Source organism: Streptomyces sp. NPDC044571, assembly GCF_040647115.1.
Taxonomy (GTDB): Bacteria; Actinomycetota; Actinomycetes; order Streptomycetales; family Streptomycetaceae; genus Streptomyces.
This window is the reverse complement of the sequence record NZ_JBEZBN010000015.1, coordinates 58,594-80,000: the sequence shown is the minus strand read 5'-3', so window position 1 is coordinate 80,000 and position 21,407 is coordinate 58,594. Positions and strand designations below refer to the sequence as shown.

At 71.6% G+C, this 21,407-nt stretch carries 17 protein-coding genes; 8 read left to right on the top strand and 9 right to left on the bottom strand.

The features are described 5' to 3' along the window. Window positions 1–18: 18 nt before the first annotated feature. On the bottom strand, window positions 19–2,880 hold the full coding sequence (locus AB0B01_RS10755; protein WP_361715555.1) for a peroxidase family protein: 2,862 nt from the start codon (window positions 2,878–2,880) through the stop codon (window positions 19–21). A gap of 292 nt (window positions 2,881–3,172) precedes the next feature. Here AB0B01_RS10755 and AB0B01_RS10750 point away from each other — a divergent pair, with 292 nt between their 5' ends. Further along, on the top strand, window positions 3,173–4,897 hold the full coding sequence (locus AB0B01_RS10750) for a thiamine pyrophosphate-binding protein (protein WP_361715552.1): 1,725 nt from the start codon (window positions 3,173–3,175) through the stop codon (window positions 4,895–4,897). 72 nt (window positions 4,898–4,969) lie between these two features. Beyond that, window positions 4,970–6,361 (top strand): hypothetical protein, encoded by a 1,392-nt coding sequence (locus AB0B01_RS10745; protein ID WP_361715549.1) that lies wholly within the window; start codon window positions 4,970–4,972, stop codon window positions 6,359–6,361. Here the strand turns inward: AB0B01_RS10745 and AB0B01_RS10740 are convergent. Further along, window positions 6,286–6,984, bottom strand: coding sequence for a phosphatase PAP2 family protein (locus tag AB0B01_RS10740; protein ID WP_361715546.1), 699 nt, complete (start codon window positions 6,982–6,984; stop codon window positions 6,286–6,288). The genes AB0B01_RS10745 and AB0B01_RS10740 overlap by 76 nt on opposite strands. Continuing rightward, the gene (locus AB0B01_RS10735; RefSeq protein WP_361715543.1) at window positions 6,974–8,014 is read right to left on the bottom strand and encodes a YihY/virulence factor BrkB family protein; all 1,041 of its coding nucleotides are present in this window, start codon (window positions 8,012–8,014) and stop codon (window positions 6,974–6,976) included. The genes AB0B01_RS10740 and AB0B01_RS10735 overlap by 11 nt, the downstream gene beginning before the upstream one ends. Before the next feature lie 179 nt (window positions 8,015–8,193). On the opposite strand from AB0B01_RS10735, the gene mscL reads away from it, so the two are divergent. Together mscL and AB0B01_RS10725 are read left to right on the top strand one after the other, a co-directional pair. Beyond that, window positions 8,194–8,661 (top strand): large conductance mechanosensitive channel protein MscL, encoded by a 468-nt coding sequence (gene mscL, locus AB0B01_RS10730; RefSeq protein WP_361715540.1) that lies wholly within the window; start codon window positions 8,194–8,196, stop codon window positions 8,659–8,661. Window positions 8,662–8,866: 205 nt separating this feature from the next. Continuing rightward, window positions 8,867–9,202 (top strand): hypothetical protein, encoded by a 336-nt coding sequence (locus AB0B01_RS10725; protein WP_361715537.1) that lies wholly within the window; start codon window positions 8,867–8,869, stop codon window positions 9,200–9,202. Window positions 9,203–9,242: 40 nt separating this feature from the next. Here the strand turns inward: AB0B01_RS10725 and AB0B01_RS10720 are convergent, their stop codons facing one another. Beyond that, window positions 9,243–10,214, bottom strand: a complete 972-nt coding sequence (locus AB0B01_RS10720; RefSeq protein ID WP_361715534.1) for a WYL domain-containing protein — start codon at window positions 10,212–10,214, stop codon at window positions 9,243–9,245. A gap of 101 nt (window positions 10,215–10,315) precedes the next feature. Between AB0B01_RS10720 and AB0B01_RS10715 the strand changes: the two genes are divergently transcribed. Next, window positions 10,316–10,939, top strand: coding sequence for a TIGR03086 family metal-binding protein (locus tag AB0B01_RS10715; protein WP_361715531.1), 624 nt, complete (start codon window positions 10,316–10,318; stop codon window positions 10,937–10,939). A 1,005-nt stretch (window positions 10,940–11,944) separates the two neighbouring features. On the opposite strand, the gene AB0B01_RS10710 is transcribed toward AB0B01_RS10715, so the two are convergent. Continuing rightward, window positions 11,945–13,111, bottom strand: coding sequence for a serine hydrolase domain-containing protein (locus AB0B01_RS10710; RefSeq protein WP_361715528.1), 1,167 nt, complete (start codon window positions 13,109–13,111; stop codon window positions 11,945–11,947). A 150-nt stretch (window positions 13,112–13,261) separates the two neighbouring features. Beyond that, on the bottom strand, window positions 13,262–14,191 hold the full coding sequence (locus AB0B01_RS10705) for a LysR family transcriptional regulator (RefSeq protein ID WP_361715525.1): 930 nt from the start codon (window positions 14,189–14,191) through the stop codon (window positions 13,262–13,264). Window positions 14,192–14,318: 127 nt separating this feature from the next. Between AB0B01_RS10705 and AB0B01_RS10700 the strand changes: the two genes are divergently transcribed. Next, a complete protein-coding gene (locus AB0B01_RS10700; protein WP_361715523.1) occupies window positions 14,319–15,356 on the top strand; it encodes a YncE family protein in 1,038 nt (345 codons plus the stop codon). 59 nt (window positions 15,357–15,415) lie between these two features. Next, window positions 15,416–16,165 (top strand): maleylpyruvate isomerase N-terminal domain-containing protein, encoded by a 750-nt coding sequence (locus AB0B01_RS10695; protein WP_361715520.1) that lies wholly within the window; start codon window positions 15,416–15,418, stop codon window positions 16,163–16,165. Between the two features lie 96 nt (window positions 16,166–16,261). Here the strand turns inward: AB0B01_RS10695 and AB0B01_RS10690 are convergent, their stop codons facing one another. Further along, complete coding sequence (locus AB0B01_RS10690; protein ID WP_361715516.1) at window positions 16,262–16,870, bottom strand: hypothetical protein; 609 nt, start codon at window positions 16,868–16,870, stop codon at window positions 16,262–16,264. Between the two features lie 207 nt (window positions 16,871–17,077). Further along, the gene (locus AB0B01_RS10685) at window positions 17,078–19,330 is read right to left on the bottom strand and encodes a catalase (protein ID WP_361715513.1); all 2,253 of its coding nucleotides are present in this window, start codon (window positions 19,328–19,330) and stop codon (window positions 17,078–17,080) included. A 239-nt stretch (window positions 19,331–19,569) separates the two neighbouring features. Between AB0B01_RS10685 and AB0B01_RS10680 the strand changes: the two genes are divergently transcribed. Further along, window positions 19,570–20,340 carry a hypothetical protein gene (locus AB0B01_RS10680; RefSeq protein ID WP_361715510.1) on the top strand — a complete coding sequence of 257 codons (771 nt, stop codon included), beginning with the start codon at window positions 19,570–19,572 and terminating at the stop codon, window positions 20,338–20,340. Window positions 20,341–20,396: 56 nt separating this feature from the next. On the opposite strand, the gene AB0B01_RS10675 is transcribed toward AB0B01_RS10680, so the two are convergent. After that, entirely contained in the window at window positions 20,397–21,245 is an 849-nt protein-coding gene (locus tag AB0B01_RS10675) for an aldo/keto reductase (protein WP_361715507.1), read from the bottom strand. Window positions 21,246–21,407: the final 162 nt, after the last annotated feature.

Below are 21,407 nucleotides of genomic sequence, written 5' to 3'. Positions count from 1 at the left end.
CCAGAACGCCGGTATGCCTCAGTCGCGGCCGTCTTCGGCCTTCCGCACCGGGGCCGGGCGCCAGGGCGCGAACGCGCTCGCCGTGCGCGGCAGGAGGCCCGCGAGCTCGGGGCAGTGCCGCAGCACCACACTGGTCATGTTGTTGCGTTCGATCCAGTCCATGCCCAGCGGCGTGTACACCTCGGGCCGGAAATCGACGGTGAGGAAACGATCGCTCTGCAGGCGGCGGGTCGCCATCAGGATGAAGATGCGGAAGGCCGTGTCGCTGAAGCCGAAGCCGCGCGGCGGGTTCTCGGCGAAGAGGCCGACCATGGTGTCGATCTGGTCGACGTCCCGGTAGACGTCCTTCAGGCGCGCGACCGTCTCCGGATCGGAGGAGACGTCCTCGAACCGGCGCACCCGCGGCTTGTGCAGGCCCGCTCGGAAGTCGTTGTAGCGCGGAACCCCGCGGCGTCGGGTGCGCACGAGGTCGACCACCGACAGGTCGATGATCTCGCCGTCCCGTTCGAAGGCCTGGAGGGCGCGCGGATAGTTGTGCAGGGTGATCGCCCCGGGATGGGCGCTGCCGAGCGAGTACAGCGCATTGGCCAGACCGGTCCTGCGCATGAGCGGTTCCGCTGCGGCGCCCTGGACCTCGTGGAAGCCGAGGGTGTCCAGCCGCGTGCCGAGCCGGTGGTCGACGATCTCGTAGTCGTCGGGGAGCAGCGGGTGCATGCGGTAGACGGTGACGAAGTCCTCGGTGAGGGAGTACGGAGTGCCGTGGTGGTCCGGCAGGGTCTTGGGGATCCCGGTCAGCGAATGCGCTTCGAAGAGCCACAGCCCGAGCTGTTCGAGCCACTTCTTGGGCGGCCCCTGCCAGTTGGTCTTCAACCCGATGTCGATGACTTCGGTGGCGAGGATCGCTGGGGTCCACTCCACCGTGTGGATCTTCGCGATGAGGGCCGAGACGACCAGGCGCGCCGTGTCGTAGACACGGTCCTCGCCCAGCCTCGGGTACTCCTGCCGCAAGGCGTCGCACACGGCGTTGTGCTCGCGGGCGAACAGGGTCTGCATGGCGCTCAGGCCGTACCACCAGCTCTCCGCGAAGCCGGTCAGCGGGAGGCCGTCCGGCCCGACCGGCAGGTGCCCGTCCTCCAGCCGCAGGGCCGCACCGCCGCCCGGCTCGCGCAGCGACCGTGCGGAGTCCGGGTCACCGCCGTAGATCTCCGAGCCGTCCCACCAGTGCGACGCCACATTGCCGAAGAGGATGGGCGGCATCGCGCCGCCGGCGGGGCGCAGCCCCTCGTTCTCGGCGAAGCGCATCACCTTCTCGGGCCGTCCGCCCGGCGTGTTCGTCCAGGTGACACCCGGCGGGAGCGGCACCTCGACCGACTGCGTGCCGGCGGGGTAGCGCTTGTGGTTGACCCAGTCGTGCACCTGGAACTGGATCCAGGCCGCGGCCAGGATGTTGAGCGAACGTGCCGGGATGAAGGCGCCGCGGTGCAGCAGCTCCCTGCTGACGGTGACCGGATTGGGCACGTCGAACAGATCCGGCTGGTAGACGGGCGCAAGGTTGCGGCCGAAGGCCGCCCCGACCGCGCCCATGTGCGGTGCGGACAGGTCGTTGTAGGTGCCGTCGTAGCTCCGCGCGGTCCGCAGGTTCTCGTCGACGGGCCCGGGCACGGGCCGGGCCCTGGGCGGCGCCTCGCGGACTTCGGAGTCGATCAGGTTGGAACGGCGCAACTGCTGCCGGAAGGCCACGAGGTTCAGCAGACCGAGGCGCGTGGGCAGCCGGTGCCAGGGCACGCAGCGGTCGATGCCGCGGAAGGCGGCGCGCAACGGCACGCCCAGTACGGCGTTGCGTCGGGGCTCGGTGACGGCGAACCGGTGGCCCAGACGGTGGGCACTGGAGGCCTCGTAGGCGACCTTGCGCGCCCGGTTCAGGTTTCCCAGGGGCCGAAAGTCCTCCGTGGTGTTCCACGGGTTGAAGGCGAGCTGGTCGACCCGCTCCGCTGCCGCGCGCGCCGGGGCGGAGTCGATGTCCTGGCGCGGGACGGTCAGCACCGCCACCCGCACCAAAGGCGTGTCCTGCTCCTTCCACTCGGCCGCGCCGTCCTCGATGGGGGTCCGGCGGGCATCCACGTACCGCTGGAGGTACAGCTCGAAGACGACATCGGCCGTACGCAGCCGTTGCGCGAGTTCATGGTGCAGGTGGTCGGGATCGGTGCCCGACGGGGCCGGCGCCGGCGCCGCGTCCGGGGCCGGGCGCAGCTGGTAGCGCACCGGTCCGGCCGTACCCCACAGGACGGCCCCACGGCTCCAGTACGTCTCCAGCGCCAGGCTGCCCACCGTACGGCTCGTACCCGCCCGCACGTTGCGCCGCATGCGCGCGGCCGCGGACCATCCGACCGCGAGGGGCAGGGTGACGAACAGCGCAAGTGCCTTGCGGGGCGTGGAGTCGGCGCCCGCCATGGCCTTCGCGAACGCGACGAACTCGCGGGCGTTGCGCGCGTGCGAGACCGGATGACTCGTCATGAGGAGGTCGTGCGCCTCCTGCGGTCCCACCGCGATGCGCAGGGCCGCTCCGCGCAGATCGGGGGCCTGGTCGGGCTGACGGACGCCGCTCGCATTGGAGAGCCGGACCGTGACGGGATACTCGGCGCCAGGGCGCGCGAAGCCGGCCCGCAGGTCGGTCGGCAGGTCGTCGAGGAACCTCAGCCGGGCGTTCTCCACGCCGAGGACCGCCTTGGCGTGGAACGTCCTCGCCAGGTCGGCGGCGCCGCTGCGCTTCCGGGATTTCAGCTGGACCCGCATCAGCTCGCGGGCAAGCCGCTCGAAAACGAGCCGTTCCACCTGCGGGTGCCCGCCCACGTAGTGCTCGTACCGGCCGATCTCGTCCATGTCCACACCACCACCCTGACCCCGCGGGGCGGTCGCGTCGCGTGGGACGGAGCAGACGGGTGTCACCCGGCTCCCGGCATCCTGGCACCGGCCCCGGCCGGGTGCGGGAGCGGGATGCGCCGAGTGCTGGCAGACTGGTTCCGGAGGACCGCACGGCAGTGCCGTCCGGCGCGGGTGAACGCCCTTCCCGCCACTCGCTGCCCCCAGCGCAAGCCCATGAGTCGACACCGGCTGCTCCTCGACGTCCGACGAGCTGAACGTCGGAAGAGGGGGAGCGGGACGAGGAACGGCGATGAGAGTCTACGAAGCCATGGTCAAAGGGCTGGAAGGCATCGGCGTGCGCGCCGCGTTCGGCGGCGCCGGGGAGAACGCCGCCGGCCTGATGCTCGCACTGAAGCACTCGCAGCGGATCCGCCCGGTCATCACGCGACACGAGCAGGCCGCATCCTTCATGGCCTGCGGTTACGCGATGTACACGAACGAGCTCGGCTTCTGCTTCGCCACAGCCGGTCCCGGCGCTTTCAACCTGTTCTCCGGCCTCGCCGTGGCGATGTCCGACTCGTACCCCGTGCTCGCCGTATCCGGCTACGCGTCGAGGGACTGGCAGGGATGGGGCTCGCTCAACGAGACCTCGGGCCTGAACCGGACGCCCGACTCCCGGGCCATGTTCGCGGCCACCACGAAGAAGTCCTTCCTGCTCACCGACGCTGCCGACACGTGCGACGTGCTGGAGGAGGCCGTCAACACCGCCTTCGAAGGCAGGCCGGGACCGGTACACATCCACGTTCCCGAGGACCTCACCCACCGGGGCGTCGAGGTCTCGAACTTCCGTCCCCTCCGGCTCGACGTCGCACCGGTCGTCCCCGATCCGCAGCGCGTCGAGGAGATCGCGTCGATGCTCGCCGACGCCCTCGCGCGGCGCGAGCGGATCGTGGCGCTCGTGGGCTTCGGCGCGATCCGCAGTGGAGCGGGAGCGGAGGTCCGGCGGCTGATCGAACGGTTCCAGATCCCCTTGCTCACCACGCTGGACGGCAAGGGCATCGTGTCCGAAGGACATCCGCTCTCGGTCGGCGTCTTCGCGGACAGCGGTCATTCCAGCGCGTGGAAGGCGTTCCGCGAGGCCGACATCGTGGTGTGCATCGGCAACTCCCTGAACCAGCACGCCACGTTCAACTACCGCGAGGACCTGTTCGAGAACAAGGTGCTCGTCCACGTGAACATCTCCGAGGCCGAGTTCCACAAGGCCTACCGGCCCGACCACGCCCTGCGCTCCGATGCGCGTCTCGGGGTCGCGGCTCTGTACGAGGCGCTGGAGCGGAGGGTGGGTGACGTCCCGGCGGTCGAGGTCGAGGGCCGGGACTACGAAGCCCGTCACATCACCCACCTGACGGGAAAGATCCACCCGGGGGAGCTCGCCCAGGCGATCGGCCGGATGCTGCCCCCGCAGGGGATCCTCCTCGCCGACGCCGGAGCACACCTCGCCTGGCTCGGCTATTACGTGGAGCTGGAGGAGGGGCAGAACTTCCGCAAGGCCGGCTCCTTCGGGCCGATGGCCGGGCACGTCAACGGCGCCATCGGCCTGAAGGCCGCACACCCGGAACGCACGGTCGTCGTCGGCTGCGGCGACGGGTGCTACTCGCTGTCCGGCTTCGAGCTGATGACCGCCGTCGAGCACGAGATCCCGGTGATCTGGGTCATCTTCGACGACCGGGAATTCAAGCTGATCAAGCTCTTCCAGCTGACCACCTACGGGGAGTCCGCACTGGTGGAGTTCCAGAACCCCGACTTCGCCGCGTACGCACGGGCGTGCGGAGCCGAGGGGTACCGGGTGGAGACGCTGGACGAGTTCGAGAAGGCGTTCCGTGATGCGCTGGCCTCCGGTCGCCCCGCCCTCATCGACGCCCGGATCACGCGGTGGGCCGTCCCGCACTACAGCCCCTCGCCCGACGGAGTCATCGCCGGCCTCGTCGAGACCGTCGAAGCACGCCTCCGCGACCGAGGACAAGACCTGACCTGACCTGACCTGACCTGACCGGACCCGACCGGACCCGACCCGACCGGGTCGGCCGCGCCGTGAAGGGACAGCCGCATGAAGTTTCCGCTGAGCACCCACAGCCGTCCCGGGCTTGAGGACCTGATGAGCCGCCCGCTGCTGCCGTCGATCTGGCGTCGCCGCACCCACCGGGTCAGCCGCGGCAGCTCGGTCGAGGCCGGTTCGATGAGCTGGACCTCCGCCGGACCACGCGCCCCGCTGAGCGAGCTCGAAGAGGCCGTCCTCATCGCCGTGACGGGGTGCTCCGGCCTCACCATGCCGGACCGCCCCTTCGCCGACCCGCGCAACGGCAAGCCCATCATGGCCAAACCGAACCTCAACATGGCCGGCCGGACCGCGGGCAGCCCCGACAACGCCCAGGGCACCCACTTCTTCCTGATCAACGACAGCGGTACGTACTTCCTGCGCAGACTGCCGCCACCGTCCGACGGCCCGGCGACCGCCTTCGATCCGGAGACGCTCTGCTCACGCGCCGCCCAGGCGAAGGTGCAGCTGCTCGACCACCGCATCGACGTACCGGAAGGCAAGCGCGACTTCCCCGCCTACCTGGACTCGAACCGGTTCCTGTCGAACCTTCCCGGCACCACCGTCCTCTTCCCCGTGGTGGACCTGTCCCGCCAGTACGTCAACGGGCTGATGTACCTCCTCACGCAGCCCGAGGGAGCCCGGCCGGCGATCGTCGACGACCGGAACCTGTACCGCTCCGCGGGGGTGCGCAAGTGGGTTGCCTCGGGCTTCCTGAACAAGGACAACAAGCTGCCCCTGGGCGCCATCTGGGCCATGCGCACGCAGATCGAGGCCGACCTGCTGTTGCAGAACCTCATGCTCACCGCCGACGCCATGGGCCTCGGCGCGTGGATCCACGCCTCGCTCGCCCCGCCGATCATGCTGGGCGACCCCAAGTTCCGCCCGACGTACGGTCCCATGCTCGGCTTCGACTGGGTCACCCCGCGGTGGAAGCCGGCGGACGTCCTGCGGTGGCACGTGCCGCTTCCGCGCTACGCCGCCCTGCGGGCGTGTCCCGTCGGCCTCCGGCACGACGGCGAGCACCTGATCAAGGCCATGTGCCCGCCCAACTACGCGGACATGGGCGCCGCGGTCGACGACGTCGTGGCGGCCAAGTTCGGGCCGACGGGCATCTACTCCGACGAGGGACTGTTCGCGCGCATCTACCGCGGTGACTTCGGCAGCCAGTACCTGCACCAGGCGAGCAACTACTCCGCCGACGTCATCGCCTGTACGCGGGACCTCTGCACCTACATCTACGAAACGCACGGGCGCTTTCCCGCACACTGCGACACGATCCACGTCCCGGGCGTGTGGCTGCAGGCGCACCACGTGGAGAACGGCTACTACGAGCGGTTCTTCCGCGAGGGTCTGACCGAGGCCCACCGCACCCACGACCAGCACTGGCACGGGGCGGGGTGACCGCCTTCCGGCCGGTCCCGGAGGCATTCCCTCCGCCGTGCGCGTGCGAGCAGGTGGCGGGCGAGGGAGGAGCCGGCGCAGCCGATGACGGCTCCCGCGGCGACGTCGCTGGGGTAGTGGGCACCGCTGTGCACGCGCTGGAGGGCGACGGCCGCCGTCAGAACCGCGCACGGGACGGCCGCGGCGGGCCACGCCGACGCGACGGAGGCGGTGAAGCCGACCGCGGCGACGGTGTGGCCGGAGGGGAAGGACGAGGTGTCGGGCCGGTCCTCGACCTGGTCGTTCGGGATCAGCTCCTTGGGCGGCCGGCGGCGCTCCCCCAGGTGTTTCACGGCGCCGCCGACGGCCTGCGCGGTCCACATGCCGGCCAGCCCCGCCGCCGCGGCCCGGCGTCCGCGGAGCCCGCCCGCCGCGGCCAGGAGCGCGGCGGCAGCCAGCCACAGTTTGGTGTGTTCGGCCGACTCCTCGACGGCCGGGAGCACCCTGCGGGCCAGCGTGCCCTCCCACGAGGCGGCCGACCGGGTCAGCCCCTGGTCGACGGCGCGCAGGTGGCGCAGCAGACGGGGAGGCGCCCCGGCTGCGGCCCGGGCGCCTCGGGGCAGCGGGGCCCGGTCACTGTGCACGCCGCTTGTCCTCCTCGCTCCACTCCCGTGTGTCGCGCGGCTCCACGTACGGCTCGTCCTGTGCGGGGAAGCCGCCGGCGATGGCGCGTTCCCGGCTCATCTCCGCGTCGAACTCCAGGCCCAGGAGGATGGCCAGGTTGGTGATCCACAGCCAGATGAGGAAGATGATGACTCCGGCCAAGGTGCCGTACGTCTTGTTGTACGAGCCGAAGTTCGCCACGTAGAGGGCGAAGCCCGCGGAGGCGATCATCCAGATCACCAGCGCGAGGAAACTGCCCGGAGTGATCCAGCGGAACCCGCGCCCCTTCGCGTTCGGGGAGGCCCAGTACAGGACGGCGATCATGATGGTGACCAGGAGGACCAGCACGGGCCATTTCGCGATCGACCACACGGTGACCGCCGTGTCACCCAGCCCCAGGGCGTCCCCCGCGCGGCGGGCGAGACCGCCGGTGAACACCACGATCAGGGCGCTCGCCGTCGCCATGACCATCAGCCCCACGGTGAGGGCCAGCCGCAGGGGCAGTACCTTCCAGACGGGCCGGCCTTCCGGAATGTCGTAGACCGCGTTGGAGGAGCGGATGAACGCGGCGATGTAGCCGGAGGCGGACCACACCGCGGCGATCAGGCCGACCACCGCCAGGATGGAACCGGTCCCCGGGCCGCCTTGGAGCTGGCGGACCGCGCCGGAGACGATGTCCCGCGCGGCGCCGGGAGTCAGCTTCTGGAGGCTGTCCAGGACGGACTGGGTGGCGGACGTCCCGGCGACTCCGAGCAGGGACACCAGCACCAGGAGGGCGGGGAAGAGGGACAGGACGCTGTAGTACGTCAGTGCGGCGGCCCGGTCGGCCAGCTCGTCGTCCTTGAACTCCTTCAGCGTCCGCTTCAGCACCGCCGACCAGGATTTCTTCGGGAGTTCCGTGGGTTGGTCGGGCGCGTTGCGCTCCACTTCGGGGCCGGGTCCCGCCTCTGACCGAGGCCGGCGGCCCTCATCGTGCCCGACCCTGTCTGCGGGAGGTGGGGTGTCCTTCATACCAGGCGACTGTCCTGTCCGGTCCTCGCCAAACGTCCCCGGCCGCGCGACGCGGCCGGCCGCCGCGCCGAGGACCCGAGCGAGCAGCCCCCGGGCGGGGTGGACGCCGAAGAGCCGGGTACACGGCCGCAGAGCACCACCGCTCGCACCCGCCCGCCACCGCGTCAGGAGGACGCCAGATGAAGGGACTGTCAGGCTTCCGCAGCTTCATCCTGCGGGGCAACGTCGTCGACCTGGCCGTGGGCATCGTGATCGGGGCGGCGTTCACCGCCGTGGTCAACGGTTTCGTGAAGGCGTTCCTGACCCCGCTGGTGGGGCTGGCCGCCGGAGCGGCGGGCGACTTCACCGACAGGACGTTCACCCTCGGGAAGACCGTCTTCCCCTACGGCAGCTTCATCAACGCCGCGATCAGTTTCGCCCTGGTCGCCTCTGCCCTGTACTTCCTGGTCGTCGCCCCGATGAACAAGCTCCACGAGCGGTTCGCCCCGCACCAGGACGTCCAGGCCGACAAGCGGGACTGCCCCGCCTGCCTGAGCCCCGTGCCCGCCCGCGCCCGGCGGTGCGCCTTCTGCACCGAGGAACTCGAACCGGTGCCCGCACCGCCCCGCCCCGTACAGAGCCCCCCGCACCCGCGACAGCGTGCCTGAGCCGCGCCACCCCCACCAGCCGTGCGCCCTCAACCGTGCGCCATCTGGCGCACGCCGTATCCCCGGGGCCGCCGCCAGGGCGGCTGTTGAACGCGTTCAAACCATCTGACAGTATGGCCGCGCAGGCGATCCTGCGGGAGCAGGCGGGATGCGGATCCGCCTGCCCTGGTGACTGTTTCGCCGTGAATCCGGAGGTCCGTACGCCGTGGTCATCGCTCTTCTCGTCTTCTTGTTCGTGGGCCTGATCGTGGCCGTCACACCGGGCGCGGTGCTCGGGTACGCCTTCGTCGCGCTGAGCGGCAGGTTGTCGCTGAGGGTCAGGCTCCCGCTGCTGCTGGTCCTGGCGGCGGGTTCGGCAGCGCTGTGGCTCGGCGTGATCGGAGCCGTCAAATTCTGGGGGGCGGCGGTCATCGTGGTGTCGTTCACCGCGACACTGGTTTCAGGAGCCGTCTTCCTCCTGCGCGAAGCCCAGAGGCGGCGGGCCCCCCGTTACCCCGCCGTGGTGTGGCCCGGCTGGCAGCCGCCGGCCGACTCCAGGTGAGGGCACGGCCGGAGCCGGGTGACGGGCGGTTCGGCCGCGGTTACCGGTCCGCCGAACCGGGGGCTGCCTCCGGTGCGTAGAGGGCGGTGAGTTCGGCACCCAGCCGGGCCAGCCGCCGCCGCACCTCCGGCGGCTCCAGCACCTCGATCCGCGCGCCCAGCCCGGACAGGTGCGCAGCGAGGGCCTGGGGTGCCGGGCCGTCCACCCACACCTCCGTCCAGCCGTCCGGCAGCGGATCCCCGACCCGCAGCCGGCCGCCGGAGAGCCGTTGCAGCAGGGGCAGCGCGCCGGGGTCCACCCGGGCCCGGGCGGTCACCGCGTACAGGCGCTGCTCCACCTCCTCGGCCAGCCTGCGCCAGGCCGCGGCCAGATCGAAGCCCGGCGGCCGCACCACCGCCTCGCCCGTCAGCTCGACCGAGGTGACCCGGCTGAGGCGGAAGGTCCGCAAGCCCTTGTCCGTACCGGCGACCAGGTACTCGACGCCCGCCTTCGCTACGAGGCCGAGGGGGTCGGCCAGACGCTCCCCGGCGGGTTTGCCGACGCTCTCGTAGCCGAGGCGGATCCGAGTCCCCTCGACCACCGCCCGCTGGAGCGCCGCCCGGTGCCCGGCCTCGGCCGTGACGGGCGTACGGGACCAGTCCGTGCCGTCGGTGACCCCGGCGCGGGAGGCGGCCTCGGCATCCGCCCGCAGGGTCGGCGGCAGTGCCCGGACCAGTTTGCGCAGGGTGGTGCGCAGTTCGGGGGTGGCCGTCAGGGGGCCGGTGACCAGGAACAGCGCCCTGATCTCGTCGGCCGTGAGCCCGGTGAGGTTGGTCCGCGCGCCGCCGACCAGCGACCAGCCGCCACCGCGCCCCCGCTGGGAGTAGACGGGGATGCCCGCGGCGGCCAGTGCCTCCAGGTCGCGGCGCGCCGTCCGCTCGGACACTTCCAGTTCGGCGGCGACCTCGGGGACGGTGACGCGTCCCCGCTCCTGGAGGAACAGCAGGGTCGCCACCAGACGGTCCGCTCTCATCACCCACCACCGCACCCCTCGTCCGCGCTTGCGGGACATTCTCCCCGAAGATCGAGGAAAAGAGGTCAGAGGGTGGCCACTTTGGCGTCCAGGATGGGCTCATGAACGAAAACAAGCAGCTCACCGGCACCGCAGTGCCTTCCTCCACCCCCGTCGACCCCCGCCTGGACCTCGCCGCGGCCGTCGACCTGGCCGGCCGCACCCTCGCCGCCGTACGGCCCGACCAGTACGACGCCCCGACCCCCTGCGAGGAGTTCGACGTCCGGCGGCTGTCGAGCCACCTCGTCGCCGTCGTGCGCCGCATCTCGGTGATCGGTCGTGGTGAGGACCCCTTCAGCGTGCCCTCCTTCGCCGACGAGCTCGCGGACGGCGAGTGGGCGGGCGCCTGGGAGCCGGCGGCCCGCGAAGTCGCCGCGGTGTGGGCCGACTCCGCGATCCTGGAGAAGCCGCTGCGCCTGCCGCTCGGCGTGGTGCCGGGCGTGATCGCCGCGTCCGTCTACGCCCACGAACTGACCGTGCACACCTGGGACCTGGCGACCGCGACCGGTCAGCACCCGCAGTGGGACCCGGCGATGCCGGAGCGGCTGCTCGCCGTCGTACGCGGCGCCCTGCCGGCCGAATCCCGCGGCGGCCGGGTGCCCTTCGGCGAGGTCGTGGCGGTCCCGGACGACGCTCCGGCCATCGACCGGCTGGTGGCCTGGGCGGGCCGCCGCCCGCGAGCGTAGGGCACGCTGCCCAGGCCGCCGACCCCGTCCGCCGGGTCCCCCGCGCGCACCACCGACCGCGTCGCCCCCGGGATCGTTCCTGCGCCGTCAGGAACCACCCGGACGGCCGAGCATCCCCGGAGCAAGACCGTTTCAGCAGGTCAGCGCCCCTATGCGGCTGGTCGCCGAGGGGTACGGGAGGGGCTCGGCGGCCGTTCGGGTGAGGGCGAAATGATCCCTTCGGCGCGCGGGCTTACCGACACGCCATGGAGGCGGAGAGCATCCTCTCGCCCGGCCGCTGTGCCGGACCGCCGCAACGGGTGCGCCGCCCGACGTGCGCACCTGCAGCGGCGAAACACCCTGCACCTCGGATGGGAGTCCCCCTGTGGGATTGACGACAGCGACGATCGCCGCCGAACTTGAGGCGGCGAGCAAGGTCGGTGACCCGAAGGCCGACGCAGTGGTCTCGGACCTGATCGACAACAAGGAGATCGACGGGGTCAACGCCCTGTACCGCACCATCGGCACGCTCAAGCCGGGCCAGGACCTCTCCCAGCTGCCGCCGCGGCTGGCGGAGTTCCTCAAGGAGTCCGCGGCCGCGCCGCCGGACTGGTCGGAGGCGGACGTCAAGGCCGCCGAGAGCTTCTTCGGCCACCACCACGGCGAAGTCTCCATGCTCCAGGGAACGGTCGGCCTCATCGGCACGTACCTGTCCCCGACGGGCGCCTTCACCCTGCGCTCCACCGGTCGCCTCGGCGGAGTCGAAGGCCCCGGCCGGCGCCTGTCGCAGTCCTCCCGCCTCTTCATCGACATGGGCAACAAGAACGCCATGCGCGACGGCACCCTGGCGGCGAACGTCACCAAGGTCCGCCTGGTCCACGCGTCCGTCCGCCAGTTGCACAAGAAGAGCGGCGAAAAGGCGAGGACGACCAGCCCCGGATGCACCAGGAACTCCACGACAACCGCTGACCCGAGCGCGGGCAGGGGGCGGCCCCTGCCCGCGCACGGTCCGGGCCGCCGCGCGGGTCAGCGGCACAGGGCCGTGTCCACCACGCTCTCGACACGCTCCACGGCCGACTCTTCAGCCCCCTGGACGGTCACCGCGATGTCGGCGGCGCGGCCGTCGTCGGTGGCGCCGCCGCGGGTCTCGTATCCCGGGATGCTGCCGCCGTGGCCCCAGTACACGCCACCGCACGACAGCGGCTTGCTCACGAGCCCCAGTCCGTAGCGGGCGCCGGAGCCGAAGTACTCGGCGGGGACGGTGGTGCGCATCTCGGCCAGCTGGGCCGCCGGGAGGAGGTGGCCGGCCAGCAGCGCGGTGAAGAACTGGTCGAGGTCGGAGGTGGTGGAGATCAGCTGGCCTGCCGCCCAGCCCCAGGAGGGGTCCGTGTCCGTGACGTCGCGCAGGGGCGCGTCTGGCGAAGCTCGGTAGTAGCCACGGGGATGGGGTTCCCGGATGGTGGTGTCTCCCGGGGCGGGGAAGTAGGTGTGGCGCAGCCCGATGCGCTTGATGATGCGCTGGTCCATTTCCTTGGCGAGGGGCCGGCCGGTGACCTTCTGGATGATCAGGCCGGCCAGCACGTAGTTCGTGTTGCTGTACCCCCATTGCGTCCCGGGGGCGAAGTCCGCCTTGTGCCGGAGCGCGATGTCGAGGAGTTCTCGGGGTTCGAAGTACCGTACGTCGTCGCCCAGGTGGTCGGTGTAGTTGGGAAGTCCGCTGGTGTGCTGCAGGAGTTGGCGCACGGTGATGCGGCGTCCGTCGATCCCCTCCCCGCGCACGAGTCCGGGCAGATAGGTGTCGACCGCTGCGTCGAGGCCGATCTTCCCTTCGCCGACCAGTTGCAGTACGACCACCGCGGTGAACACCTTGGTGTTGCTGCCGATCCGCACCTGGCCGTCCTTGGGCACCTTGGAGCCGGTGGCCAGGTCGCCCACCCCTGCGGTGTAGGTGCGGGTGCGGCCCTCGCGTTCCTTGACGCTCGCGAGCGCGGCGGGCAGGCCGTCGGAGCGCACCAGCGCGTTCACGCCCTGTTGGACGGTGTCCGGCCTGGCTCCGACCGCGGCCGCGGCCGGAGCCAAGGCACCGGTGGCCATCACGGCCACGGCCACCGCGGCCGCGGCCGACAGCGCTCTGCGCCGACCGCCCCGCAGCCCCCCGGAAGAACGGAACCTCTGCTTTGTTTGTTCACGCACGGGCCAACTCCTGTGAAAACGTTGGGAATCCAGCGGTATGTGCCGGTCCCAGCATGTCCGGATGCACCGGCCCGCGGCCATCCGGCTACCCGCCCCGCCCCAGCGGGGGCCACCCCCCGCACCTGCAGGGTGAAGTGGCCTTGCTCGGCCTTACTCCGCCGCAGTCCAGCCGCTGGTCCGCCCGCTCTCGCGGACCCGTTCACGGAGCCATACGTGCGCCGGGTCGGCATCGTTGCGGGGGTGCCAGGCCATGCCGACGGTCAGGGGCGGGAGTTCCAGCGGTATCTCGAACGTCTGCAGCCCCAGGACGTCCGGGTGGTGCGTCGCGGAGTCGGCCGGGACCAGGCAGACCAGGTCCGTCTTCCGGCACAGGAAGAGCGCGGCGCTCCAGCTGGGCACGACGGCCGCCACCCGGCGGCGCAGCCCGATCTCGGCGAGCCGGTCGTCGATGGGACCCCGGACCCGCCCCTGCCGGGACACCCCGATGTGGTCGGCTGCGGCGAAGGCCCGGGCGGTCACCGTCTTCCGGCCGGCCAGCGGGTGTCCGGCGCGTACGGCGGCGAGGAGGCGGGTCCGGCCGAGGGACTCGATCCGCGTCTCCGGGTCGGGGTGGCCGATGACGCCGATTTCCAGGTCGAGCCGGCCCTCGCGCAGGGCGGGCGTGCCCTCCATGGCCTCCGGCATGAAGCGCAGGGTGACGCCGGGTGCCTGGACAGCGACGGCGCTGACGAGCCGGGCGGCGAGTCCGGCGAGCACCATCTCGCCCGCCTGGATGGTGAAATCGCGGGTCAGTCGCGCCGGGTCGGCCACCGGCTCGGGGGCGAGGAGGGCGCGTGCCTCGTGGACGAGGGCGTGCACCCGCGGCCGCAGCTCCACGGCACGCGGCGTGGGGACGAGCTGCCGTCCGGCGCGTACGAGCACGGGGTCGCCGAGCGCCGTACGGATCCGCCCGAGCGTGCGGCTCATGGCGGGCGCGGACACGTGCAGCCGGGCAGCGGCCCCCGTCACGCTCTCCTCCTCCAGCAGCGCGTCCAGGGCGACCAGCAGATTCAGGTCCCACTGCCTGTCGAGTCCGTCCATGCGCTGTGTCCCCCCTCACAGGCCGGTCCGCCCGATTCCCCTGCGACCGGCTTCCTTTCGCACCACGCAATCACACCTTGCCATATCTGCACTGGAGTTAATCCGCCCGGCATTCCAGCCTGTGGGCATGACAGAGACCCAGAAGGACACGGACGTACTCGCCGTGGCGAGCCAGAGCGGCTCCACGGTCACCTTCTTCGACGCGGCGGACTTCCGCCGACTCGCAGTGCTGGAGGTTCCGAACGAGCCGCACGAGCTGTGCTTCGACCCGGTACGGCGGCGGCTGTACGCCACCATCACGTACCGGTCCGGCTACTATCACGCCAACGGCGGCCGCGCCCACGAGCTCGTGGTGATCGACCCCGATCGGCGCCGGATCCTCGACATCGTCGACCTCGCGCCGGAACGCGCCCCGCACGGCATCGCCCTGGATCCGTCGGGCGATCTCCTGTGGGTGAGCGTCGAGGCGCACGGCGCCGAGGAGGGCGCCCTGGTGGCGCTCGACGCGGACTCCCTCAAGCCGGTGCGCCGACTGCCCGTCGGCGCGCCCGGTCCGCACTGGTTCGCGCTCACGCCGGACGGCAGCCGTGCGTACAGCGCGAACAAGGAGGCGCCCTTCCTCTCGGTCGTCGACATCGCTTCGGGCGGCCCGGCCGCCCGTATCGAGGTCCCCGGGAGCGAGGGCATCGCGGCCTCGCGCGACGGACGGTTCGTCTACGCGGCCGCCCCCAAGGGCGACTTCACGGTCACCGGGCCGGTGCCCGATGCCGGTGTGCGCGTCATCGACACGGCCACCGGCGCCCTGGTACGGACGCACCGGACGGACGGCCTGGTCTTCCCCGTCCACGTCACCGCCACGGATCTGGTGCTCGCCGGAGAACTGCGCATGCGGGCGGGCGGGTCGGGGCTGGGGGAGCAGGCCCCGGGCCTCCTGCACGTGTACGGGAAGGACGGCGCAGAACGCGGGCGCGTGGAGGTCGGCGCCTTCCCCCTGACCATCACCTCGTCACCCGACGGCAGGTACGGCTACGTCGCGGCGGTCTCGTCCAGCACGGTGACGGTGGTGGACCTGGCGCGCATGGAGGCGGTGGCGACGCTCCACGTCGACCGCGCGGGAGAGCCGGGAGCACACGGGCTCGCCCACATCCCCGCTCCGGGGGCCTGACGCCTGACGGGCGCCTTCGAATGCTGTGAGGGACGGCGACTTGTGGGCATCCGCTGGTGGTGAGCGAGGACGAGCGGGCTCAGCACCAGGACCCGGCCGTTGGGGCGGCCGGGTCCTGGGCCGCCCCCCGCCCGTCGGCCGACCGGGAGACACCACTGCGGGTGTTGCGCGCCGCCTACGGGGCCTTCGCGGCCGCCGTGAAGCCGATGGGCGATGAGGAGTCCTGGCTGCCCACCGGCTGCACGGGGTGGGCCGTCCGGGACCTGCTCTTCCACTGCCTCATGGACTGTCAGCGCGGGCTGGTTGCCCTGCACACGCCCTCGTCCGGACCCGTGGACAGGGACGCCGTGACCTACTGGCAGGACTGGCGGCCCGACTCCGCGGGCGCGGCGAACGGCCGACGCTGGGCCCGTGTCAGCGCCAGTATGTTCCTGGACTTCCGCCAACTGCGACAGCTGTACCTGGAGACGGCAGCGGCCACCGTGACGGCTGCCGCCGTGACCCCCGCCGCACTCGGCATCTCGACCCAGGGCCACGTCCTGACCGCCGGCGACCTCATGACCACCCTCGCCGTCGAGGCGACCATCCACCACCTCGACCTCGTGGCCGAGCTCCCCGGCGCTCCCGGTCCCTCGGCGGCCGGACTGGCCTGCGTACGGTCCACCCTGGACGGTCTGCTGGGTCGCCCGGTGCCGGTGGACTGGAGCAACGAGCACTACGCCCTGGCCGCCACCGGCCGCACCTCTCTGACGCCCACCGAACGGCAGGCCCTGGGCCCCGATGCCGGGCGCTTCCCGCTCTTCGGCTGAGCGGAGCCCGGCCGTCCGGCAGGCCGTCGAGGAGCCGTTCTGCCCGGGTGAGGTTGTCGTCGGACATCCCGCCGGCCGAGCGCGGCGTCCGCTCCCTCAGCCGCGGTAGAGCTTGTCCACCGCCGTGCGCGTGGTCTTCTTGAACGGGTTCACCGGGGCGTCCTTGAAGGTGCCCATGCGACCCCAATGCACCACGGTGACCGTTCGCCCGTCCCGGCCCACCGCGAAGAGGTGGACGTCATTGCCGGTCCACGCATGCGCGGTGCGTACGCCCTGGACGCTCGCACCGTCCTCCGCATCGACGCGCCCGTAGTCGCGCCACTCGGCCGTCACATCGGGGTCCTGCTGCTCCGCCCGCTCCGCGCATCCCTTCACCGCCGCGTTGAGCAGCGCGGCCAGCGACCGCGCATGCGTCTCGTCGCGCTCGACCACCGTGACCTGGACGGCGTCGGCGTCGACGTCCGTCCGGAACGCCCGGTGCTGCGACGTGGCACCCGGCAGCGCCCCGCCGACGCAGAACGGCAGCGGGTCGGGCGTACCGGAGGTCACCGGTCCGGCATGCCACGCCGTGCCCGCCTGCGGCGGCAGCTCACGGGCATCGAGGAAGGCGGGCCCGTCCGCGGCGATGGCCGACGGCGCTGCCGCGGAGACGATCGCTGATACGGCGGCTGCGCAACAGGTGAGGGCAAGGACACGACGACCCATGAGGGTCCCCCGTTCACGTCGGGTGGGCGGCGGGAGCGCCGGCGCACGCCTCGGCGCTCGCTGCGCACCCGTAGGACCAAGATCCCACGTCGCGCGGACACGCAAGACGGGGGAGGGCCAGGGCACGCCCCGGCACGTGCCGGTGCGGCCGTAGGACCAAGATCCCACGGCCGCACCGGCGCGCAAGAGGGCCGTACCGGACAGTTGTCAGACGGTGGCGGGGAAGCGCTGCCAGACGCGGTGGTCGGACAGCAGGCGGGTGATCTTTGCCAGGGCGGTGGGGCCGTCCTGTTCGAGGACGATGCCGGGCCGGTCCGCCGCGATGCCGGCCGCTTCGAGGAGCGGGGAGCTGCCGTTCCAGCCGCCGATGGCCTTGCCGTGTCGGTAGGCCTCGGTCAGCAGCATCAGGACACGCGGGTCCGCGCTGCCGTTCGCGGGACCGCCGGCCTTCGCGTCGCGGGCGCCGTGCGCGTCGGCGCCGGCCTGCGGGGTCCCGGAGAACAGGAGGGCGTCGAATTCGATCGAGCGGGCGTTGGCGAAGGTGCGCTGGACGGTGATCGGGTCCGGGTGGGCTCCGGTGCCGAGCGTGCCGCCGGTCGGGGCGATGACGAGGGGCAGCATGCCCGCCTGCAGCACCGCTTCCCGCGTGGCGCGCACGCCGTCCAGGTCGGTGGTCGGGTCGGCCACGATGCCGACGACCCGGCCGTCGGTCGGCCAGGACCGGCCGAGCTGCGACAGGGCGGGGCTCGGTTCGACGTCCGCCGGCGGGACGGTGGCGGCGGGCGCCGCGAGCCCCAGCCCGGCGGCGACCTGCGCGCACAGGTCCGGGTCGATGTTGGCGAGGACTCCCAGCACGCGTTCCTTCACGGCCTGCTCGTAGCACTTGCTCAGCTCGAAGGTGTAGGCGGCGATGATGTGTTCGCGCTCCACCGCCGTCATGCTGCGCCAGAACAGGCGGGGCTGGGTGAAGTGGTCGGCGAACGAAGCGGGCGCCTCACGGACCTTGCGGGCGGCGGGCACTTCGACGGGTGCCTCGATGAAGGCCGCGGAGTCGGCCCCCGCGAGGAAGGGGCAGCCCGCGTCCAGCGAGTTGGGCCGGTAGGGGGCGGCCCCGGCGTGTACGGCGGTCTGGTGCATTCCGTCGCGCAGCATGTCGTTGACGGGGGTCTGGGGGCGGTTGATCGGGATCTGGCCGAAGTTCGGCCCGCCCAGGCGACTGATCTGCGTGTCGAGGTAGGAGAAGAGCCGCCCCGCGAGCAGCGGATCGTCCGTGACGTCGATGCCGGGGACGAGGTGGCCGGGGTGGAAGGCGACCTGTTCGGTCTCGGCGAAGTAGTTGACCGGGTTGGCGTTCAGCGTCATCAGCCCGATGGGCTGCACCGGCGCGAGCTCTTCCGGCACGATCTTCGTGGGATCGAGGAGGTCGATGCCCTCGAAGGTTTGGTCGGGAGTGTCGGGGAAGGTCTGGATGCCCAGTTCCCACTGGGGGAACGCCCCCGCCTCGATGGCGTCGGCGAGATCGCGGCGGTGGAAGTCGGGATCCGTTCCGCTGGTGATCTGGGCCTCCTCCCAGACCATCGAGTGCACGCCGAGCTTCGGCTTCCAGTGGAACTTCACCAGCGTCGTCGCGCCACCGGCGTCCACCAGCCGGAAGGTGTGGACGCCGAACCCCTCCATCATCCGGTAGGAGCGGGGAATGCCCCGGTCGGACATGTTCCACAGGGTGTGGTGGGTGGCCTCGGTGTGCAGGGAGACGAAGTCCCAGAACGTGTCATGCGCACTCTGCGCCTGCGGGATCTCCCGATCCGGGTGCGGCTTCCCGGCGTGGATGATGTCGGGGAACTTGATGGCGTCCTGGATGAAGAAGACGGGGATGTTGTTGCCGACCAGGTCGAAGGTGCCCTCTTCGGTATAGAACTTGGTGGCGAACCCGCGGGTGTCGCGCACCGTGTCCGCCGACCCCCGGGAGCCGAGAACGGTGGAGAAGCGGACGAACACCGGTGTCTCGGCGTCCTTGGCGAGGAAGGCCGCTTTGGTCACGGACTCTGCCGTCCCATAGGCCCGGAACACCCCGTGCGCCGCAGCGCCGCGCGCGTGCACCACCCGCTCCGGAATGCGCTCGTGGTCGAAATGCGTGATCTTCTCGCGCAGGTGGTGGTCCTGCAGCAGCACCGGCCCCCGGGCACCGGCCCGGAGCGAGTGGTCGGTGTCGTGGAGCCGGGCACCTTGCGCCGTGGTCAGATACGCCCCGCTCTGGGCGTTGCGGGCCTGTTCCGCACCGGTGGGCTGGCCGGTGGGGCTGACCGTCTCGGGACCGCTCTGATCCGGCTTGGGAGGCAGCGGCCCGGTCGGTTCGGTGGGCTCCGCCAAGGGCGGCGCCTCGCGCCCGGGCCTGCCGGGCACTGCGCCACTGCCGGCGGTCGCGTCCGGGTTTTCTTCAAGCGGCTGCTTCACAGTCATCGTCTCTCCGTATCCAGGCAACAGATGTTCCACTCATGACCGCGAACAACAGAGGGTAAACGGGGTAAACCACCCATTCGGTTCGCGGGGGAGGCGCTGCGGTCCCCGTGGCCGACCCGGGCGACGAAGCGGTCGGACAGGTCATGACCCGTCCCTGACGTCTTGTCAGGGCCGGGTCAGGGTCCGGTGAGGGGCTTCCCCATGGCCGATGCCGTGGGCGGGGCGGCAGTGTGAGGGGCATGAAGACCACCGCTGACCAGCAACCCTCCACCGTCCGCCGCCGGTCCGCAGGGCTTGTCGCTGCCGCCGCTCTCGCCGCCACCGCCGCCTCTGCGGCAGCCGTGCCCGCGGCCGCCGCCGAGGCGCCTCCCGTCCCTTCGTACGACTTCAGTGACTGCCCGGACCTCCCGGCCGGTGTCGAGGCGACCCGTTGGAAGTGCGAAGTCCTGACCGCGACCGGGTCGATGACCCTCGGAAGCCGGTACGTCCCCGCGCTCGCACCGATGACCCTCACCCACGCCGAGGGCCCGATGCCCGACGGAAGCAGGGGCCAGGTCTGGGGCGCGCTGCGCAGCACGCCGACACCCGTCCCCGGCGGTCTCCTCGGCAACCCCGCCGGGGACGGCCGCCATCAGCTGCTCCCCCTGTCCCTGCAGCCCGAGTACGGCGGCCGGTCCGACTTCTACTCCGTCGGCAACAGCCTGGGCCTGTTCACCGTGCGCTACCGGGCCGTCAGCCCGTTGCTGCCGCAGGGCTGCGTCATCGGCGGCGACGCCCCGCTGGAGCTCCGCCTGCAGCGCGTGGGCGACTCCCGGTGGGTCTCGAAGAACCCGCCGGTCATCGCCTTCGACGCGAAGGACGATCTCTTCACCGCCCCGGCCGCCGAGGGCTGTGGCCCGCTGGGCCGTCTCGTCAACGACCGGCTCGGGCTCCCGGCGGTGCAGGGGAACGCGATGACGCTGTCCGCCACCTACACCTTCAAGACCTACGACCAACTGCCGGCGCGCTGACGCCTCAGACACCCGCCGGAGGCGCCGCCGCCGAGCCTGGAGGGCCGCGCACGCGGTCAGGTGTGGGTACGGGCGTTGCCGAGCCGGCTGACGACGGCCGGATCCCAATGGGCGAAGAACAGGGAACTGCCGGTGTCCAAGGCGGCGATACGGCCCATCTGGTCGTCGGTGAGCTCGAAGTCGAAGACGTCGATGTTCTCCGCCATGCGGTCGGCGCGGACCGACTTCGGGATGACGACCACCTGCCGCTGCACGAGCCAGCGCAGGACGACCTGCGCCACGGACTTGCCGTGCTCCGCGCCGATGCCGCTGAGGACCGGGTGGGAGAAGAGGTTGTTCCGGCCCTCGGCGAACGGCCCCCACGATTCGATCTGAACGCCGCGCTCGCGCATCAGGTCCTGGTCGGCGGTGCGTTGGAAGAAGGGGTGGGTTTCGATCTGGTTGACCGCGGGGGTGATCTCGTTGTGGTCGATGAGGTCGATGAGCCGGTCGGGATAGAAGTTGGACACGCCGATCGCCTTGGTGCGGCCCTCGCGGTGGAGGTTCTGCATGGCACGCCAGGAGCCGTAGACATCGCCGAACGGCTGGTGGATCAGGTACAGGTCGAGGTAGTCCAGGCCGAGTCTGTGCAGCGACCGCTCGAAGGCGCGGCGGGTGTTCTCCTCGCCGGCGTCCTGGATCCACACCTTGGTGGTGACGAACAGTTCCTCGCGGGGGATGCCGCTCTTCCTGACGGCGCGCCCGACGGCCTCCTCGTTGCCGTAGGCGGCGGCCGTGTCGAGGAGCCGGTAGCCGGCGGCCAGGGCGTCGGTGACGGCCTGCTCGGTCTGCTCCGGCGGGATCTGGTAGACGCCGAAGCCGAGGACGGGCATCTCGACGCCGTTGTTCAGCGTGACGGTCTGCATGGGCTTCCTCTGGGTGCTTGGGCTGCCGCGCGGCATCCGGGACGGCAGCGTCCGGCCGGGTCGCGCCTTCGACCGTACCGCGGGCCTGGACGAGGCCCCCGGTGGCGGCGCCGGGAGGCCGCCACCGGGAGCACCACACCGCTCGCGGGAGCACCACACCGT

Excerpts from the sequence above, each read along its gene's own strand:
- AB0B01_RS10755 (WP_361715555.1), bottom strand. The coding sequence starts at position 2,880 with ATGGACGAGATCGGCCGGTACGAGCACTACGTGGGCGGGCACCCGCAG.
- AB0B01_RS10750 (WP_361715552.1), top strand. The coding sequence starts at position 3,173 with ATGAGAGTCTACGAAGCCATGGTCAAAGGGCTGGAAGGCATCGGCGTG.
- AB0B01_RS10745 (WP_361715549.1), top strand. The coding sequence starts at position 4,970 with ATGAAGTTTCCGCTGAGCACCCACAGCCGTCCCGGGCTTGAGGACCTG.
- AB0B01_RS10735 (WP_361715543.1), bottom strand. The coding sequence starts at position 8,014 with ATGAAGGACACCCCACCTCCCGCAGACAGGGTCGGGCACGATGAGGGC.
- mscL (WP_361715540.1), top strand. The coding sequence starts at position 8,194 with ATGAAGGGACTGTCAGGCTTCCGCAGCTTCATCCTGCGGGGCAACGTC.
- AB0B01_RS10720 (WP_361715534.1), bottom strand. The coding sequence starts at position 10,214 with ATGAGAGCGGACCGTCTGGTGGCGACCCTGCTGTTCCTCCAGGAGCGG.
- AB0B01_RS10715 (WP_361715531.1), top strand. The coding sequence starts at position 10,316 with ATGAACGAAAACAAGCAGCTCACCGGCACCGCAGTGCCTTCCTCCACC.
- AB0B01_RS10705 (WP_361715525.1), bottom strand. The coding sequence starts at position 14,191 with ATGGACGGACTCGACAGGCAGTGGGACCTGAATCTGCTGGTCGCCCTG.
- AB0B01_RS10700 (WP_361715523.1), top strand. The coding sequence starts at position 14,319 with ATGACAGAGACCCAGAAGGACACGGACGTACTCGCCGTGGCGAGCCAG.
- AB0B01_RS10690 (WP_361715516.1), bottom strand. The coding sequence starts at position 16,870 with ATGGGTCGTCGTGTCCTTGCCCTCACCTGTTGCGCAGCCGCCGTATCA.
- AB0B01_RS10685 (WP_361715513.1), bottom strand. The coding sequence starts at position 19,330 with ATGACTGTGAAGCAGCCGCTTGAAGAAAACCCGGACGCGACCGCCGGC.
- AB0B01_RS10680 (WP_361715510.1), top strand. The coding sequence starts at position 19,570 with ATGAAGACCACCGCTGACCAGCAACCCTCCACCGTCCGCCGCCGGTCC.
- AB0B01_RS10675 (WP_361715507.1), bottom strand. The coding sequence starts at position 21,245 with ATGCAGACCGTCACGCTGAACAACGGCGTCGAGATGCCCGTCCTCGGC.